General features: G+C 65.8%; 14 protein-coding genes and 1 other RNA gene. 9 read left to right on the forward strand and 6 right to left on the reverse strand.

Annotated elements, in window-relative coordinates; genetic code table 11:
• Positions 1 to 7 precede the first annotated feature (7 nt).
• The 3 genes from OOB33_RS11670 to OOB33_RS11680 are packed head-to-tail and all read right to left on the reverse strand — an operon-like array spanning position 8 to position 3,027.
• Positions 8 to 2,134: a chemotaxis protein CheA gene (locus OOB33_RS11670; protein WP_102767285.1), complete on the reverse strand. Its 2,127-nt coding sequence runs from the start codon at positions 2,132 to 2,134 to the stop codon at positions 8 to 10.
• A gap of 25 nt (positions 2,135 to 2,159) precedes the next feature.
• Positions 2,160 to 2,522 carry a response regulator gene (locus tag OOB33_RS11675; RefSeq protein WP_102767284.1) on the reverse strand — a complete coding sequence of 121 codons (363 nt, stop codon included), beginning with the start codon at positions 2,520 to 2,522 and terminating at the stop codon, positions 2,160 to 2,162.
• A gap of 49 nt (positions 2,523 to 2,571) precedes the next feature.
• A complete protein-coding gene (locus tag OOB33_RS11680; RefSeq protein ID WP_333780326.1) occupies positions 2,572 to 3,027 on the reverse strand; it encodes a hypothetical protein in 456 nt (151 codons plus the stop codon).
• A 293-nt stretch (positions 3,028 to 3,320) separates the two neighbouring features.
• Between OOB33_RS11680 and OOB33_RS11685 the strand changes: the two genes are divergently transcribed.
• The 5 genes from OOB33_RS11685 to OOB33_RS11705 all read left to right on the forward strand — a co-directional run bounded on the left by OOB33_RS11685 (position 3,321) and on the right by OOB33_RS11705 (position 9,262).
• A complete protein-coding gene (locus OOB33_RS11685) occupies positions 3,321 to 4,466 on the forward strand; it encodes a hybrid sensor histidine kinase/response regulator (RefSeq protein WP_102767282.1) in 1,146 nt (381 codons plus the stop codon).
• Positions 4,463 to 5,110, forward strand: coding sequence for a response regulator (locus OOB33_RS11690; RefSeq protein ID WP_102767281.1), 648 nt, complete (start codon positions 4,463 to 4,465; stop codon positions 5,108 to 5,110). The genes OOB33_RS11685 and OOB33_RS11690 overlap by 4 nt, the downstream gene beginning before the upstream one ends.
• A 156-nt stretch (positions 5,111 to 5,266) precedes the next feature.
• Positions 5,267 to 6,685, forward strand: a complete 1,419-nt coding sequence (locus OOB33_RS11695; protein WP_271008788.1) for a sensor domain-containing diguanylate cyclase — start codon at positions 5,267 to 5,269, stop codon at positions 6,683 to 6,685.
• 82 nt (positions 6,686 to 6,767) lie between these two features.
• Positions 6,768 to 8,732, forward strand: coding sequence for a TonB-dependent receptor plug domain-containing protein (locus tag OOB33_RS11700; protein WP_271008789.1), 1,965 nt, complete (start codon positions 6,768 to 6,770; stop codon positions 8,730 to 8,732).
• A gap of 38 nt (positions 8,733 to 8,770) precedes the next feature.
• Entirely contained in the window at positions 8,771 to 9,262 is a 492-nt protein-coding gene (locus OOB33_RS11705; protein WP_271008790.1) for a YfiR family protein, read from the forward strand.
• 42 nt (positions 9,263 to 9,304) lie between these two features.
• Here OOB33_RS11705 and murI read toward each other — a convergent pair whose 3' ends face one another.
• Entirely contained in the window at positions 9,305 to 10,150 is an 846-nt protein-coding gene (gene murI, locus OOB33_RS11710; RefSeq protein ID WP_271008791.1) for a glutamate racemase, read from the reverse strand.
• 176 nt (positions 10,151 to 10,326) lie between these two features.
• Here murI and OOB33_RS11715 point away from each other — a divergent pair, with 176 nt between their 5' ends.
• The 4 genes from OOB33_RS11715 (at position 10,327) to OOB33_RS11730 (ending at position 14,906) form a co-directional block, all read left to right on the forward strand.
• Entirely contained in the window at positions 10,327 to 11,079 is a 753-nt protein-coding gene (locus OOB33_RS11715) for an electron transfer flavoprotein subunit beta/FixA family protein (RefSeq protein ID WP_102767278.1), read from the forward strand.
• 31 nt (positions 11,080 to 11,110) lie between these two features.
• Entirely contained in the window at positions 11,111 to 12,043 is a 933-nt protein-coding gene (locus OOB33_RS11720) for an electron transfer flavoprotein subunit alpha/FixB family protein (protein ID WP_271008792.1), read from the forward strand.
• Positions 12,044 to 12,144: 101 nt separating this feature from the next.
• Positions 12,145 to 13,938, forward strand: coding sequence for an acyl-CoA dehydrogenase (locus OOB33_RS11725; protein WP_271008793.1), 1,794 nt, complete (start codon positions 12,145 to 12,147; stop codon positions 13,936 to 13,938).
• Positions 13,939 to 13,952: 14 nt separating this feature from the next.
• Positions 13,953 to 14,906, forward strand: a complete 954-nt coding sequence (locus OOB33_RS11730) for an NAD(P)H-dependent flavin oxidoreductase (RefSeq protein ID WP_271008794.1) — start codon at positions 13,953 to 13,955, stop codon at positions 14,904 to 14,906.
• Between the two features lie 101 nt (positions 14,907 to 15,007).
• Here the strand turns inward: OOB33_RS11730 and ffs are convergent.
• Positions 15,008 to 15,104: signal recognition particle sRNA small type (gene ffs / locus OOB33_RS11735), an RNA gene on the reverse strand.
• A gap of 87 nt (positions 15,105 to 15,191) precedes the next feature.
• Positions 15,192 to 16,391 (reverse strand): serine hydrolase domain-containing protein, encoded by a 1,200-nt coding sequence (locus tag OOB33_RS11740; protein WP_271008795.1) that lies wholly within the window; start codon positions 16,389 to 16,391, stop codon positions 15,192 to 15,194.
• Positions 16,392 to 16,454: the final 63 nt, after the last annotated feature.

The raw sequence follows: 16,454 nt of genomic DNA on the forward strand, positions 1-16,454 counted from the left end.
CGGGCGTTCAGTGCCGCGAGCGGCGCACCAGGCTGCCAACGTCCAGAATCAGCGCCACCCGTCCATCGCCCATGATGGTGGCGCCCGAGACGTCATTGACCTTGCGGTAATTGGCTTCCAGGTTCTTGACCACCACCTGCTGCTGGCCGAGCAACTCGTCCACCAGCAGGGCCACACGTCCGCCCTCGGCCTCGACCACCACCATGATGGAAGAGACATGCTCGAAGTCGAAGCGGGGCACGTTGAAGATGGTCTCCAGACCGATCACCGGCATGTACTCGTCGCGCACCTCAACCACGCGGCCGGAACCGGCCACGGTCTTGATGGTGTCGGCTTGCACCTGGAAGGACTCGACCACCGAGGACAGCGGCAGGATGTAGACTTCCTCGCCTACGCCCACGCTCATGCCGTCCATGATGGCCAGGGTCAGCGGCAGACGCACCGAGACCTTCATGCCATAGCCTTCGGCGGAATCGATCTCGACCGTGCCGCCCAGCGAGGTGATGTTCTTCTTCACCACGTCCATGCCCACGCCGCGGCCTGACACATCGGTGACTTGGTCGGCAGTGGAGAAACCAGGTGCGAAGATCAGGCCCCAGACCTCGGCATCGGTCATGGTGTCGGGCGCGTCGATGCCTTTTTCGCGGGCCTTCTTGATCAGCTTCTCGCGGTTCAGACCACGGCCGTCGTCGCGCACTTCGATGACGATGGAGCCACCCTGGTGCGAAGCGACCAGGGTGATGGTGCCTTGCTCGGGCTTGCCCTTGGCGATCCGGTCGGCCGGCTGCTCGATGCCGTGGTCGCAGCTGTTGCGCACCAGGTGGGTCAGCGGGTCGGTGATCTTCTCGACCAGGCTCTTGTCCAGTTCGGTGGCTTCACCCTGGGTGACCAGCTCGACCTTCTTACCCAGCTTGGCGGCCAGATCGCGCAGCATGCGCGGGAAGCGGTTGAACACGACCGACATGGGAATCATGCGGATCGACATCACCGACTCTTGCAAGTCGCGGGTGTTGCGCTCCAGATCGGCCAGGCCCGAGGCCAGCTGCTGGTACAGGCCCGGCGCCAGGTCGCGGCTGTTCTGCGCCAGCATGGCTTGCGTGATCACCAGCTCGCCGACCAGGTTGATCAGCTGATCCACCTTTTCGATGGACACACGCAGGGTGGATTGCTCCATGCCTGCGGCAGCCGGGCGTGCCTCGGCCTTTACGGCAGGGGCCGCGGCCACCACCGGCTTGGCGACTTCGGCCTGCACTTTGAGTTCGGTGCTGGCTTCCGGTGCATCGGGCACGCCAGGGGCGTTGTCGAAGAAGCCGTAGCCGGGGTCGTTGTCCTTTTCCTCGGCCGCCGGAGCGCCTGGGGCGTCGGCGTGGAAGCCGAAGCCGGGGCCGAAGGGCGTCAGCTTGACCTGTTCACGGGCGACGTGGAAAGTGAAGAGGTCCAGCAGGTCGTTGTCCGAGCTGCCGGTCAGGATCTTGAAGCGGCGGATGCCGTCCGCGGCCACCCCACCGTCCAGCGGCTCGATGGTGCCGAGGTCGGTGATTTCCTTGAACAGCTCGACCAGGTTGTCGGCCAGGCTCAAGTCGCTGAGCGGGCCGACTTGCAGCTCGAGCTCGCGCGCGGTCGGTTTGGCCGGCGCGGCGGCCTTGGGCGCGGGCGCTGGTGCGGCTTTGGGTGCTGGAGCGGGAGTGGCGGCCGGGGCGGGTGCGACCTGCTCACCTTCAACAAAGCTGCGGATGCTGGCCAGCAAATCGCTGGTGTCCACCGCGTCCGCGCCGGAGCCCTGGTGGCGACCGAGCTGAGCGCGCAAAGCGTCGCCCGACTGCAGCAGCACATCGACCATGGGCGAGGTGGCTTGCAGTTCGTGGCGACGCAGCTTGTCCAGCAGCGTTTCCATCTGGTGGGTCAGCTCCGCGACATCGCTGAAGCCGAAGGTGGCGGCGCCGCCCTTGATTGAGTGGGCGCAGCGGAAGATGGCGTTGAGCTCTTCGTCGTCGGCGGTTTCGACATTCAAGTTCAGCAGCAGCTGTTCCATGGTGTCGAGGTTCTCGGCCGCTTCCTCGAAGAAGACTTGATAAAACTGGCTCAGGTCAATGCCGGCGCTCAGGCTGGCGCCCTCGGAGGTCATATCTCCCATGCTTTACTCCAGTGTGGTGAGCGCATCAACGAATGACTTTGCCGATGACTTCGATCAGCTTGGCCGGATCAAAGGGCTTCACCAACCAGCCCGTGGCACCGGCGGCGCGGCCGGCTTGCTTCATCTGATCGCTGGACTCGGTGGTCAGGATCAGGATCGGCGTGGTCTTGAACTTCGGGTTGTCACGCAGCTTCTTGGTCAGGCTGATGCCATCCATGCGCGGCATGTTCTGGTCGGTCAGCACCAGGTCGAAGTCGCGCGTGCCGGACTTTTCCAGGGCGTCTTGTCCGTCCACAGCTTCCACCACATTGAAGCCTGCGTTCTTCAACGTGAAAGAGACCATCTGGCGCATCGAGGCCGAATCGTCCACAGCAAGAATTGAGTGCATTGTTGTTTCTCCGGGTATCAAGCTGGTTTCGGAAAATTTGTGAGCTTCTTTAGAACAATTCGATAGAACCGGCGTCCATCTCATCCTGTGTGACCGGATTCGGTCGCAGAGGTGCGATTTCGACCACCGTGGCCCCGTCTTCGTCATCGCCAAAGGTGTCGCGTGCCAGTTGGTCGGCGCAGTTGCGCAGACGTTGGCTGGTGTGGGCGATCAATTGGGTGGCCATGTCCTGGAACTGCAGGGCGGTGATGGCCCCGGCGATGTCCAGCATGACTTTCTGCAACACCGGTGCGTGGGCGTCGCCGCCCTCGCTGGCGCCGTTCAACAAACCATGCACATGGCTGGAGGCGCTGTAGAAGTGGGTGGACAAGGCCTCTCCGGCGTCGTCCAGAAGGCGTTGCAAACGCTCCAGGTCATTGGTGACCGTCATCAGGTGATCCTGGAGCTCGGCCGCAGCCAGCAGCGGCGTCATTCCCAGCTCGGGTGGGTCAGGCGTTTCATTCATCAGCATCTTTGCTCCACGCTTATGGACCTGTCGGAGCGCAAGACCTGACCCTGTGCGGGGATCAAGTCCGGGCTCGTCAGGGTGACCGGTTCTTGCAGGCATCTTCGGCATTTCCTGCGGAACTGTCGACAGGACAATGGACGCATAAGCGGCCTATTTGTGTGATTCGACCAGGTCTGGATGGGAAATATAAGGGTAAACCCTTGGGTGACGTGGCTTCTCTGCAGATTCGTTCGCATCACACAGGCCACACGGGCCGGGACGGTCATGCAATCCCGGCATACTCGCCCCCCATGACGATCTCTACCGCTGATCGCCGGCTGCGCGTGCTGCACATCGAGGACTCCGAGCTTGATCATCAATTGATCATGGCCCAGCTGCGCCGTGCCGGTCTGGATTTGGAATTGCACCGGGTGGACACCCTGGCCGAGGTGAGCCGCGCGCTCGAGGGCAACTGGGATGCCGTGATCTCCGACTACAACCTGCCGGGCTTTTCGGGCCTGCTGGTGCTGGACATGCTCAAGGAGAGCAAGCGCCTCCTGCCTTTCATCCTGGTCTCCGGCGAGATCGGTGAGGACACGGCCGTGGCGGCTATGCGCACGGGTGCTTCGGACTATCTGCTGAAGAAAGACCTGGCTCGCCTGGCGCCGGCGCTGCTCCACGCCATCGAGGCCTGCGAGTCCGAGCGCGCGCGCATCGAGGCCGATCGCGAGCTGCTCAAGTCCAAGCAGCGCCTGCACGAGTTGGCCGGCCATCTGCAAACCAGTGTGGAGATGGAGCGCGCGGCGATCGCGCGCGAGATCCATGACGATGTGGGCGGCTCGCTGACCGCCTTGAAGTTTGATCTGGCTTGGATCAACCGCCATGCGCAAGACCCGGCCGTGCAGCAGCGCGTGCAGTCAGCGCTGGAGACGGTGACCTCGGCCATCGAGGCCAGCCAGCGCATCATGCACAACCTGAGGCCGGCCATCCTGGAGCAGGGGCTGGTGGCCGCAGTGCAGTGGATGGCGGCGCGCTTCGAGCGCCGCACCGGCATCATCACGACCATGCGCACCAGCCATGAGCAGATGCAGCTGCCGGCCGGCGTGCCCCTGGTGGCCTATCGCACGGCACAGGAGGCGCTGACCAATGTCTCCAAGCATGCGCAGGCGACGCGGGTGCATATCGAGCTGAGCGTGGACTCGGGCGTGCTAACGCTGGAGCTCAGCGACAATGGCGTGGGCATTGCAGCCGGCGCCTTGGCCAAGGCGCGCAGCTTTGGAATTCGCGGCCTGCATGAGCGGGCTGCCACGGTAGGAGGATGGGTGGACTTGAGCAGCAACAGCAAGGGCACGAGCCTGATTCTTTCGGTGCCTCTGGAGGCCGACAGCCTGGACCGTTTCGGCGGTGAAGACCATCCCGCCGTCACCCACGACCCTTCGGCCTGGGGGGGCGCATGATCAAGGTCATTCTTTGTGACGACCACGCGCTGATCCGCCGCGGTATCCGCGACACCTTGTCCGATGTGCCCGACATCGAGGTCATCGGCGAGGCCGGCGACTACGGCGAGCTGCGCAGCCTGCTGCGCGATCTCGGCCCCAGCGCGGCGGTCGATGTGCTGGTGCTGGACATCAATATGCCGGGCCGCAGCGGCCTCGATGTGTTGCATGTGATGAAGGACGAGGGCACCTCGATCCGCACCTTGATCGTCTCCATGTACCCCGAGGACCAGTACGCCATCCGCGCCTTGCGCGCTGGGGCCTACGGCTACGTCAACAAGGGCGGTGACCCGCAGGTGCTGGTGCAGGCGGTGCGCACCGTGGCGCAGGGCCGCAAGTACGTGACGCCCGAGATCGCGCAAATGCTGGTCGAGAGCCTGACCGCGCCGGTCAATGAGCAGGCGCACCAGAAGCTCTCCGACCGCGAGCTGCAAACCCTGGTGATGATCGCCTCCGGCAAGCGCCTCTCGGACATCGCCGAGGAGCTGATGCTCAGCCCCAAGACCGTCAGCGTCTACCGCGCCCGCGTGCTGGAGAAGCTGGGTCTGGCCAACAACTCCGAGCTGACGGTCTACGCCATCCGCAACGGCCTGGTCGCCAGCTGAAGAGGGCTCCGGCCGCTGCAGCAGCGGCTCAGGCCGCGGACGGCTCATTAGCGACGCTCTCGCGCCCTTGTTTTTGCGATAGACCGGCGGCGGTCGATGGTAAAAAATGCCTTTGCGCTGGCTGCGCTGTGCGGCCGGCTGAGCATGGGCAGATCGATGAGCGTAGCGGCCAGTAGCAGCAGCGACCAGCAGAGCGCCACCGCCAAAGCGGTGGAGGCCGAGGCCCCGACCGGCAGCAGCAAGCCAGCGCCTGCCAGCCCCACCGAAGTGCGTTCCGGGGAGCTCCAGCATTCGCTGGTTCGCCGCCTGACCCGGCTGAATCTTCAGGTGCTGTCCAGCGCCATGGTGCTCAGTTTCGGGCTGATCGCCGCCATCCTCTGGTTGGGCGCGCGCGAGCGCCAGGCCCAGGCCGCTGAGCTCAGCGCGCAACTCTTGGCCAACAGTCTTGCGCCCATGCTGGTGTTCGAGGATCAGGCCGCAGCCAGTGCCGAACTGGCCGCCTTCGTGCGGCGGGGCGAGGTGCTGGAAGTGCGCGCCTTCAATGCCGCGCTCAAGGTGTTTGTGCAGTGGCAGGCGGCTTCTTCGGCGCCGCCGGTGCCTGGGGCCTCGATGGCGGCAGCGGCGGCGGCCTTGCCGGCGGGCATGGATCATGGCCAGGGCCTGCGTTTCATGCGCGCGGCCGAGGTGGAGGTCTGGGTGCCGATTCGGCTCAAGGGTGAGCTGGTGGGCAGCCTGGTGCTGCGCGAGAGTTTGCAGAATCTGCAGATGTTGCTGCTCAAGCTGATCAGTGCGGCGGCGCTCTTGATCGCCGTGGCCATCGCCATCGCCTGGCGTGTTCTGCGTCGGGTGCAGCAGCGCGCCCTGGCCCCCATTGTGGAGCTGTCGCGGCTGGCCGAGCAGGTCTCGGTGGATCAGGATTTCACACGCCGGGCCACCGTGCATTGGCCCGATGAAGTGGGGCGTTTGAGCGAGCGCTTCAACCAGATGCTGCAGCGTGTGGAGACCACGCAGGCGGAGCTCAATCTGCGCTTGCGCCAGGAGCAGGAAGCCGGGCAGCAGTTCGAGCAACTGGCCCACCGCGACGCCCTGACCCAGCTGCCCAACCGCTTGTATTTCCAGTCGGCGCTGGAGCGCCACATGGCCGTCAGCTGCCAGAACGTCGAGTTGATGGCCTTGATGTTCATCGACCTCGACAACTTCAAGACCGTCAATGACAAGCATGGCCATGAGGCCGGTGACGAAGTGCTGCGCGAAGTGGCGCGGCGCATGAGTCGGGTCTTGCGCGGCAACGATGTGCTGTGCCGTTTGGGCGGCGACGAGTTCGGTCTGATCTTGCCGACCTTGCCCAATGACACAGCCGCCGAGCAGCTCGCCGTGCGCCTGATTGCGGCGGTGCGCGAGCCGCTCTACGTGGGCGAGCATTTGATGCCCATCGGCGCCACGGTCGGCCTGGCTTTTTGTCCGACCGACGAAGTCGATGCAGCCCATCTGTTGGTGGCCGCCGATGTGGCCATGTATGCCGCCAAGCGTGCCGGCAAGAACACGTTCAGGCGGGCCAGTCATGCGGGCAGCTGAGGTACATGTTCGGCCGCGCCGTGCCAGGCCTCAAGCCTGGGGTTGGGGCTTGCTGATCGCGGCATTGTGTTCAGGCGGGGCGATGCCGCCTGCATGGGCCGGCGAACCTGGCCTGGCCGTGGCCGAAGCCAATGCCGGCCTTGATCTGGGTTTGGAGGACTTGCTGCGCCAGGGCCTCAAAGCCGTGCCGCAAGCGGTGCAGGTGTCCACGGCCTCCCGCTTTGCGCAAAGCGCCGAGCAAGCCCCGGCGCAGACCTATGTGCTCACCGATGCCGAGATCCGCGCCTACGGCCTGCGCAGCATGGCCGACATCCTCAACTGCCTGCCGGGCCTGTTCACCACCAGCAATGGCAATTTCGTTTACGTGGCTGCGCGCGGCCTGGGCCGGCCCGGTGATTTCAACGCCCGTCTGCTTTTGATGATCGACGGCGTGCGCGTGAACGAGAACATCTTCGACGCCGCCCTGATCGGGCCCGAGTTTTACGTCGATGTGGATTTGATCGACCGGGTTGAGTTCACGCCCGGTCCGGGCTCGGCCTTGTATGGCAATAACGCATTTTTTGGTGTGATCCAGGTGCAGACCAAGCGGGCCGACAAGCTGGCCGGCCTGCGCGCCCGCCTGGCGCTCGATTCACAGCGTGGTGGCAGCTGGCAGGCCAGTGCCGGTCAGCGCCTGGACAGCGGCGCCGAGGGCTGGATCTCGATCTCGGGCTTTCAGCAGGACCGCATTCCTTTGAACAGCCCGGCGCCTGCCGAAAGGGTCGATCGTCTGCGTGATCACAACTGGGACCATGGCACCCGCCTGCTTGCCCGCGCCAGCATGGCGGGCTGGAGCTTTCGTGCCGGCCACAGCGAGCGCGTGCGCGGCAATGCTTCGCCGCTGGACCCGACGCGGCCCGGCTCGGGCATCGGTCAAGGCCGCTCGATTTACTTTAACCAGTTCGCGGCCCTGGGTTACGAAGGCGCGCTGGGGGCCAATTGGGATTTGACGGTCGAGGCCTCCAGCAAGGTCTTGCAATCGCGTCGCCGTGACCCGCTGGAGCAGCCGGGGCGGCCGCCTCTGGAGCTGGAGACCTTGTCCGAGGGGCAGTGGGATGAATTTGCCCTGCGCCTGGGCAGCTCTGCCTGGCGCGGGCACTATGTGCTGGGCGGCTTTGAGTGGCAGCGTGACCGGTTGCAGCGCATCGCTCTGGGTGCGAGAGGCCTGCCGCCGGATCTGGATTTCACCTCGGCGTCCGAGCGCCTGGGCGTGTTTGTGCAAGACGAGTGGCAGCTCCACGCCCAGCACCGTCTGGTGCTGGGCCTGCGTTGGGACCATGACCGCCGCGCCGATGGCAGCCGCCTCAACCCCCGCCTGGCCTGGGTGTGGCAGCTGAGCCCGGAGGCCAATCTCAAGCTCATGCAGGGCAGTGCCTACCGGGCGCCGAACTTCTACGAGTTCCGCAGCAACCAGGCGCCGGGCTTGCCAGTGCTGGAGGCCGAGCGCACGCGCAGCCTGGAGCTGGCGTTGGAGCATCGCCTGACCCCACAGCTGCAGTACCGAGCCTCGCTCTACCGTGCACGCATGAGCGGCTTGATCAGCCAGGTGCTGAAGCCGGATACGGGGCTGAGTTTTGTCAACAGCGATGTCGTGCGCAGCCGCGGCCTGGAGCTGGGCCTGGAAAAGCGCTGGGACGGAGGCGCGCGCCTGCAGTTGGGCTTGTCGCTGCAGCGCAGCCGCGAGCTGGGCAGTGGCGCCGAGCTCGACAATTCGCCGCGCCGCCTGTTCAAGCTGGCTTACAGCCAGCCGCTCTGGCGTGATGACTTGCAACTGGGCTGGCAGACCCAGGCCATGAGCCGCCGCCAGGTTCCTGCCGGCAGCTTGCCCGGCCAGGCCTTGCATCACCTGCACCTGCTGTGGCGCCAGAGCGCGGACAGCGAATGGTCGTTGGGCCTGCGCAACCTCACGGGTGTGAGCTATGCCGACCAGCCCGATGTGGGCTTGCCGCCGCTGCGCCAGGAAGGGCGTGTGCTTCGCCTGCAGTTCAAGCACCGGGTGGGCTCATGAAGCGCGCGCGGAGTTCTTGGCTGGCTTGGCTTCGGCTCTTGCCTTTGCTCTGGGCTGCGGGTGCGGCCTGGGCGCATCCGGGCCAGGAGGAGGCGCAGCTCAAGGCCGCCTTCATCTACCGCTTTGCCCAGTTCACGCAGTGGCCGCCACCGCCGCCGGGTCGCGAGTTCAACTACTGCGTGGCGGGCGACCGCGAGCTGCAAGACGCCTTGCGTGTGGTGGCGCAAAAGCCCATGGGTCAGGCTGCCGGGCGGGTCCTGGTGCTGGGTTCACCGGCCGAGGCCGGGCCCTGCCATGTGCTGGTGCTGGGCTTTGCCGGTCGCCAGGAGCTGCAGCTCTGGCTGGACGCCCTGACCGACAGCCCCTTGCTGGTGGTCGGCGCCAGCGCCGAGGCCTTTCGGGCCGGCGCCATCATCGCCCTGGTGCTGGAGCCCAATGGCATGGCCTTTCGCATCAACCACAGCGAGGCCAAGCGGCGCGGCCTGATGCTCAGCTCGCAGATGCTGAAGCTGGCGCGCGAGGTGAAGTAGGCGCCCTGGCCCGGGTCCGCCCTGGCGTGCTGCAAGAGGCCCTCAAGCCTGCACGCGGGCGGCCTGAGCGTCCGGCCAGGCCAGGACCTGGCACACAAAATCCTGCAGCCGGGCGGCCTCGCCGGTCGTTTCCAGCCGCAGGGCGGGGCGGGCTTCGGATTCCTCGTCCTGCCTGCCCCACAAGGCTGCCGCGCGCTGGGCCACGGCGGTTTCGATATTGAGCAGCTGTACCTGAGGGCCCAGGGCGCGCTGCAGGGCTGGCTGCACCAGTGGGTAGTGGGTGCAGCCCATCAGCACCGTGTCCACGCCGGCCTCGCGCAGAGGTTGGCAGAGCCGGTCCAGCAGGGCGTGAAGCTCGGGCGTGTCCAACTGTCCCCGCTCGATCAGGTCGACCAGGCCGGGGCAGGGCTGGCTGAAGACATCAATGCCCTCGGCATGCCGGCTGATCAGATCCTGGTAACGCGCGCTGGCGATGGTGGCCACGGTGGCAAGCACGCCGATGCGTGAGCCTCGCTGGCCGTTGGTGCGTGCCAGGCTGGCCGCGACTGCCGGTTTGATGCCCGGCTCGGTGCCGACGATGGGCAGCTCGGGCCAGCGCTGGCGCAGTGTGGCGATGGCGTGCGCCGTGGCGGTGTTGCAGGCGACCACCAGCATGCCCGCGCCCTGGCTCACCAGGTAGTCGGCCAGGCGCAGGCTGCGCTCACGGATGAAGTCGGCGCTGCGCGGGCCGTAGGGCGCATGGGCGGCGTCGGCCACGTAGTGAAGGGCCGCCTGGGGCAGCGCCTGTTGCAGGGCGCGCAGCACGGTCAGGCCGCCAACGCCGGAATCGAAGACGCCGATGGTGGCCGTGGGCGGCCGTGCCGCGGCGAGGGTAGGGCTGCTGCTCATGCTCATTGGGGGCTGCAGTCTAGCGGCAGCCTGACGCGACTCTGGCTTCATGCTTAGAATAGAACGATCGTGCTTTTTTGGCTGCATCTCCGATGTTGGCAAAGATGCCCCAACCGCCTTCGGGTGGCCCCTTAGAATCTGATTAACGTTAACGTCAATTAGCCTTGGAGTAATCGATGAAGGTCTTGGTCCCTGTCAAACGCGTGGTCGACTACAACGTCAAGGTGCGCGTCAAGAGCGACGGCAGCGGTGTCGACACCGCCAACGTCAAGATGTCGATGAACCCCTTCGACGAGATCGCCATCGAAGAAGCCGTGCGCCTGAAGGAAAAAGGTGTGGTCACCGAGGTGATCGCAGTGTCCTGCGGCGTCACCCAGTGCCAGGAAACCCTGCGCACCGCCATGGCCATCGGCGCCGACCGCGCCATCCTGGTCGAGACCGATGCCGAACTGCAGCCCCTGGCCGTGGCCAAGATCCTCAAGGCCCTGGTCGACAAGGAACAACCCCAGCTGGTTATCCTGGGCAAGCAGGCGATTGACGACGACTGCAACCAGACCGGCCAGATGCTGGCGGCCCTGACCGGCCTGCCGCAAGGCACCTTCGCCAGCAAGGTGGAAGTGGCCGATGGCGCCGTGTCCGTCACCCGGGAAGTCGATGGTGGCCTGGAAACCGTGAAGCTGAGCCTGCCGGCCGTCATCACCACCGACCTGCGCCTGAACGAGCCGCGCTACGTCACCCTGCCCAACATCATGAAGGCCAAGAAGAAGCAGCTGGACACCGTCAAGCCGGCCGATCTGGGTGTGGACGTGAGCCCGCGCATCAAGACCCTCAAGGTCGAAGAGCCGCCCAAGCGCAGCGCCGGCATCAAGGTGGCCGATGTGGCCGCCCTGGTCGACAAGCTGAAGAACGAAGCCAAGGTCATTGGCTGAACCCAGATCAGAAGAATTCGGAGAAAACACAATGACTGCTCTCGTGATTGCTGAACACGACAACGCCTCCATCAAGGGCGCGACGCTGAACACCGTGACCGCTGCGGCGGCCGTGGGCGGCGATGTCCATGTGCTGGTGGCTGGTTTCAATGCCGGCGCCGCGGCCGCTGCTGCGGCCCAGATCGCTGGTGTGAGCAAGGTGCTGCATGCCGATTCCGCCGCGCTGGAAAACGGCCTGGCCGAAAACCTGGCCGCCCAGGTGCTGGCGATTGCCGGCGGCTACAGCCACATCCTGTTCCCGGCCACCGCCTCGGGCAAGAACGTCGCGCCGCGCGTGGCCGCCTTGCTGGACGTGGCACAGCTGAGCGACGTCACCAAGGTCATCAGCGCCGACACCTTCGAGCGCCCGATCTACGCCGGCAACGCGATTGCCACCGTGCAAAGCAGCGATGCCACCAAGGTGCTGACCGTGCGTACCACCGGTTTTGACGCCGCCGCCGCCCAAGGCGGCAGCGCCGCCGTGGAAACCGTGGCCGCCGCCGCCGACAGCGGCAAGAGCAGCTTCGCCGGCCGTGAAGTGACCAAGAGCGACCGCCCCGAGCTGACCGCCGCCAAGATCATCGTTTCCGGTGGCCGTGCCCTGGGTTCCAACGACAAGTTCATGGAAGTGCTGACGCCTCTGGCCGATAAGCTGGGCGCTGCCCTGGGCGCCTCGCGTGCCGCCGTGGATGCCGGTTATGCCCCGAACGACTGGCAGGTCGGCCAGACCGGCAAGATCGTCGCGCCCCAGCTCTACATTGCCTGCGGCATCAGCGGCGCGATCCAGCATCTGGCCGGCATGAAGGATTCCAAGGTGATCGTCGCGATCAACAAGGACGCCGAAGCGCCGATCTTCTCGGTGGCCGACTACGGCCTGGAAGCCGATCTGTTCACCGCCGTGCCGGAGCTGGTGGGCAGCCTCTGAGCCCGCGCGCAGCCCCCACTATCGAGTGAGCCCCAGGGCGCCCGACTCACGGTCGCGGCGCCCTTGTTGTATCTGAATCTGAGATCGCTGGAGACAAAGCCATGACTTACCGCGCCCCCGTCAAGGACATGCTGTTCAATATGCAGGAGCTCGCCGGCCTGCAAGCCCTGACCGAGCAAATCCCTGCATTCGCCGATTTCGGCATTGACACCGCCCAGGCCGTGCTGGAAGAGTGCGCCAAGTTCAACGAGGACGTGGTCGCACCGCTGAACTGGGAGGGCGACAAGGCGCCGTCCTACTGGAAGGACGGCGAAGTCTTCACCACCACCGGCTTCAAGCAGGCCTTCAAGCAGTTCGCCGAAGGTGGCTGGCAGGGTCTGCAACACCCCGCTGACTTCGGCGGCCAGGGCCTGCCCAAGACCATCGGCGCCGCCTGTGGCGAGATGATCAACAGCGCCAATCTGAGCTTTGCGCTCTGTCCGCTGCTGACCGATGGCGCCATCGAAGCCCTGCTGACGGCCGGTTCCGACGCACAAAAGAACACCTTCATTCCCAAGCTGATCGACGGCAGCTGGACCGGCACCATGAACCTGACCGAGCCGCAAGCCGGCTCGGACCTGGCCCAGGTGCGCACCCGCGCCGAGCCCCAAGGCGACGGTACCTACAAGATCTTCGGCACCAAGATTTTCATCACCTACGGTGAGCACGACATGGCCGAGAACATCGTCCATCTGGTGCTGGCCCGTGTGGTCGGTGCGCCGGAAGGCGTGAAGGGCATCAGCCTCTTCATCGTGCCCAAGTTCCTGGTCAATGCCGATGGCTCCCTGGGCGCGCGCAACGACGCCCATTGCGTGTCCATCGAGCACAAGATGGGCATCAAGGCCAGCCCGACCTGCGTGCTGCAGTTCGGCGACCACGGTGGCGCCATCGGCACGTTGATCGGCGAGGAAAACCGCGGCCTCGAGTACATGTTCATCATGATGAACGCGGCCCGCTTCGGCGTCGGCGTGCAGGGCATCGCCGTGGCCGAGCGCGCCTACCAAAAGGCCGCCAGCTTCGCCCGCGATCGCGTGCAGTCGCGCCCGGTGGACGGCTCGCTGCCGGGTGCCGGCGCCATCATTCACCACCCCGATGTGCGCCGCATGCTGATGACCATGCGCGCCCTGACCGAGGGTTGCCGCGCCATGTCCAGCGTGGCCGCCGCGGCCTACGACGCGGCCCACCACCATGCCGATGCCGAAATCCGCAAGCAGAGCCAAGCCTTCTACGAGTTCCTCGTGCCTCTGGTCAAGGGCTACAGCACCGAGATGAGCCTGGAGGTCACCGACCTGGGCGTGCAGGTGCACGGCGGCATGGGCTTCATCGAGGAAACCGGCGCTGCCCAGCATTACCGCGATGCCAAGATCCTGACCATTTACGAAGGCACGACCGCCATCCAGGCCAATGACTTGGTCGGCCGCAAGACCGCACGCGACGGTGGAGCCTTTGCCCGCTCCATCGCGGCCATGGTCGAGGCCACCGAAGCGCAGCTGCTGACACGCGACAGCGCCGCCGCCCGCGCGGTGCAAAAGCGCCTGACCGCGGCCCGTCTGGCCTTCGTCGATGTGGTGAACTTCATCGCCGCCAATGCCCGCAGCAACCCGAATGCGACCTACGCCGGCTCCGTGCCTTATCTGATGCTGGCTGGCAATCTGGTCGCTGGCTGGCAGCTGGCGCGCTCGCTGCTGGTGGCCGAGGACAAGCTGGCCGCCGGTGAAGACGCGGCCTTCATGTCGGCCAAGATCGCCACTGCGCGCTTCTATGCCGAGCACATCCTGAGCCGTGCCGGTGGCACGCGCGATGCCATCGTCGAGGGCGCCGACAGCGTCACCGCCCTGGCCCTGGATGCTTTCTGATCGGGCGCGGCACGATGGCACTCCCCGAGATCCTGAAGCAGCTGCCGCTGCCCATCATCGGCTCGCCCCTGTTCATCATCAGCAACCCCAAGCTGGTGATCGCGCAGTGCAAGGCCGGCATCGTTGGCTCCATGCCGGCGCTCAATGCCCGGCCGGCCGAGCTGCTCGATGAATGGCTGAACGAAATCACCACCGAACTGGCGGCCTACAACCGCGCCAACCCGGACAAGCCGGCGGCGCCTTTCGCCATCAACCAGATCGTGCACAAGAGCAATGAACGGCTCGAGCACGATATGGCGGTGTGTGCCAAGTACAAGGTGCCCATCATCATCACCTCGCTGGGCGCGCGCGAGGATGTCAACCAGGCCGTGCACGCCTGGGGCGGCATCGTGCTGCACGACGTCATCAACAACAAGTTCGCCAAGAAGGCGATCGAGAAGGGCGCCGACGGCCTGATTGCCGTCGCGGCCGGTGCTGGCGGCCATGCGGGGGTCAAGAGCCCCTTCGCGCTGATCCAGGAAATCCGGGAGTGGTTCCAGGGCCCGGTGGCGCTGTCGGGCTCCATCGCCAGCGGCGACGCGGTGCTGGCCGCTCAGGCCATGGGTGCGGATCTGGCCTATATCGGTTCGACCTTCATCGCCACCGAGGAGGCCCGCGCCGCCGAGGATTACAAGCAGATGATTGTCGACAGCAACAGCGACGACATCGTCTACAGCAACCTCTTCACCGGCGTGCACGGCAATTACCTGCGCGGCTCCATCGTCAAAGCCGGCATGGACCCGGATCACCTGCCCGAGAGCGATCCGAGTGCGATGAACTTCGGCGGCAGCTCCAGCAAGGCCTGGAAAGACATCTGGGGCTGCGGCCAAGGCATCGGCGCCATCCGCGCCGTGGTGCCGGCGGCCGAGTTGGTGGCGCGCCTGGGCCGTGAGTACCAGGCTGCGCGCGAGCGCTTGCGTCTGGGCTGAAGCACTCACGCTCGGGCGGTGCAGGCCGCCCGAGCCGCTGGGCTTCCACACAAGAAAAAAGCCCGCTGAGCAGTGCGCTCAGCGGGCTTTTTGGTGTTCGGGTTGACGAGCCCTGCCTCGGCACTGGTCACAACGGCTAGGGCTGCTTGGTTCCCCACCTGACCCGGTTGGCCGCGCTTCCATGCGAGGAGGCCCGTCAGCGCGCATTGTAAACGATGCGCGGCATGTTCTCCTTCAAGCCTTCGCCGGGTCAAACCTTGAAACCGGGCTCGATTCCCTTGGCGCTCAACGGTCGGCCGCTTGCAAAACGCCGTGGTTCAGCGCATCCAGCACCCAGCTGTCGCCGACCTCGTTGTTGCCCTCGGTGTTGCTCAGGCCGAAGCAGGCTCGCTTGCCGTCGAGTTGGAGAAGCACCATGCCCATGAAGCCGGCATAGGCGCCGGTGTGAACCAGGCTTCGCTTGCCTTTGATTTCCATGGCCACCCAGCCCAGGCTGTACTCGCCTGCGGGCAGCTGGCGCAGGGCTTGAATGTAGTCGGGTGCCAGCCCATGGCTATGACCCTGAAAGGCACGCTGATGCTCGGCCAGCCAACGGCCGTAGCCCGCCGCGCTCAGCCAGACATTGCCCGAGGGTTGCAGCGCGCCGTCGACCCAGACCGACCATTCCGGCGCCAACGCCTGGTAGGGCTTCAGTGCCTGCGGCTTCGGGCCGACATGGCCTTGCGGGGCATGGGTGGGCGGGCTCAGCGCGAAGTCCAGACCCAGGCCACGGGTCCAGTGGAGCAGCAGGGTGTTGAAATCCTGGCCGCTCGCCGCCTCCAGCATGGCCCCAGCCAGGGTGTAGCCGGCGTTGGAGTACAGCAACTCGCCTCCCGGCGCAGTGGCGGGAGGGCGTGCCAGCACCCAGCGGGCCAACAGCTGTCGGCGCTCACGGTCAGTCTGGGGCAGGGGCTCCGTCTGAATGGCCAGGTAGTCTGCCAGCTCGGCAAGCTCGCTCGGCTCCTGAAATGCCGGCATGCCGCTGCGGTGGTCCAGCATCTGGCGCAGGGTGATGTTGGCATAGCCCGGGTGCAGGATGGGCGCGAGATCGGGGAGCAGCTCGGCGGGCCGGCTGTCCCAGCGCAGCTTGCCCTGGCGCACCAGCTCGGCCGCCAATGCTGCCGTCATTGATTTGCCGAGAGAGCCCAGCTGCATGGCATGGTGGCGGGACAGGGCAGTGTTTTGGCCTTGCTGGCTCAGACCGGCGCAGCCGAGGTAGAGCTTGTGCGCGCCTTCAAATTGACTGCCGAACATCGCACCCACCAGGCCAGTCGCGACTGCGGCCTGCGCCAGCTCGCTCAGACGGGCTTCCTCTTGTAACAGTTCGGGGCGCAGCAGCTCCTCGCGTTCGGCGCTGCCGCCACAGGCACTCAGAACGGCGGCGGGCAAGAGGCAGGCGGGCAGGAGCGGCAGGAAGGCGCGGCGGCGCAGATGGGGGGTGGACATGGCGAACGAGGACTCCAGAACTTGAAGTCGGCGATTCTTGGCAGCCCACGCTAAAGAACTGCT

The organism is Paucibacter sp. B51 (genome assembly GCF_027863535.1).
Taxonomy (GTDB): domain Bacteria; phylum Pseudomonadota; class Gammaproteobacteria; order Burkholderiales; family Burkholderiaceae_C; genus Paucibacter_A; species Paucibacter_A aquatilis.

What these genes read in the sequence shown, in the direction of transcription:
- OOB33_RS11670 (WP_102767285.1), bottom strand. Translation starts at nt 2,134, where the DNA reads ATGGGAGATATGACCTCCGAGGGCGCCAGCCTGAGCGCCGGCATTGAC.
- OOB33_RS11675 (WP_102767284.1), bottom strand. Translation starts at nt 2,522, where the DNA reads ATGCACTCAATTCTTGCTGTGGACGATTCGGCCTCGATGCGCCAGATG.
- OOB33_RS11715 (WP_102767278.1), top strand. Translation starts at nt 10,327, where the DNA reads ATGAAGGTCTTGGTCCCTGTCAAACGCGTGGTCGACTACAACGTCAAG.
- OOB33_RS11740 (WP_271008795.1), bottom strand. Translation starts at nt 16,391, where the DNA reads ATGTCCACCCCCCATCTGCGCCGCCGCGCCTTCCTGCCGCTCCTGCCC.
- OOB33_RS11700 (WP_271008789.1), top strand. Translation starts at nt 6,768, where the DNA reads ATGCCGCCTGCATGGGCCGGCGAACCTGGCCTGGCCGTGGCCGAAGCC.
- OOB33_RS11685 (WP_102767282.1), top strand. Translation starts at nt 3,321, where the DNA reads ATGACGATCTCTACCGCTGATCGCCGGCTGCGCGTGCTGCACATCGAG.
- OOB33_RS11725 (WP_271008793.1), top strand. Translation starts at nt 12,145, where the DNA reads ATGACTTACCGCGCCCCCGTCAAGGACATGCTGTTCAATATGCAGGAG.
- OOB33_RS11720 (WP_271008792.1), top strand. Translation starts at nt 11,111, where the DNA reads ATGACTGCTCTCGTGATTGCTGAACACGACAACGCCTCCATCAAGGGC.
- OOB33_RS11680 (WP_333780326.1), bottom strand. Translation starts at nt 3,027, where the DNA reads ATGAATGAAACGCCTGACCCACCCGAGCTGGGAATGACGCCGCTGCTG.
- murI (WP_271008791.1), bottom strand. Translation starts at nt 10,150, where the DNA reads ATGAGCAGCAGCCCTACCCTCGCCGCGGCACGGCCGCCCACGGCCACC.
- OOB33_RS11695 (WP_271008788.1), top strand. Translation starts at nt 5,267, where the DNA reads ATGAGCGTAGCGGCCAGTAGCAGCAGCGACCAGCAGAGCGCCACCGCC.
- OOB33_RS11690 (WP_102767281.1), top strand. Translation starts at nt 4,463, where the DNA reads ATGATCAAGGTCATTCTTTGTGACGACCACGCGCTGATCCGCCGCGGT.
- OOB33_RS11730 (WP_271008794.1), top strand. Translation starts at nt 13,953, where the DNA reads ATGGCACTCCCCGAGATCCTGAAGCAGCTGCCGCTGCCCATCATCGGC.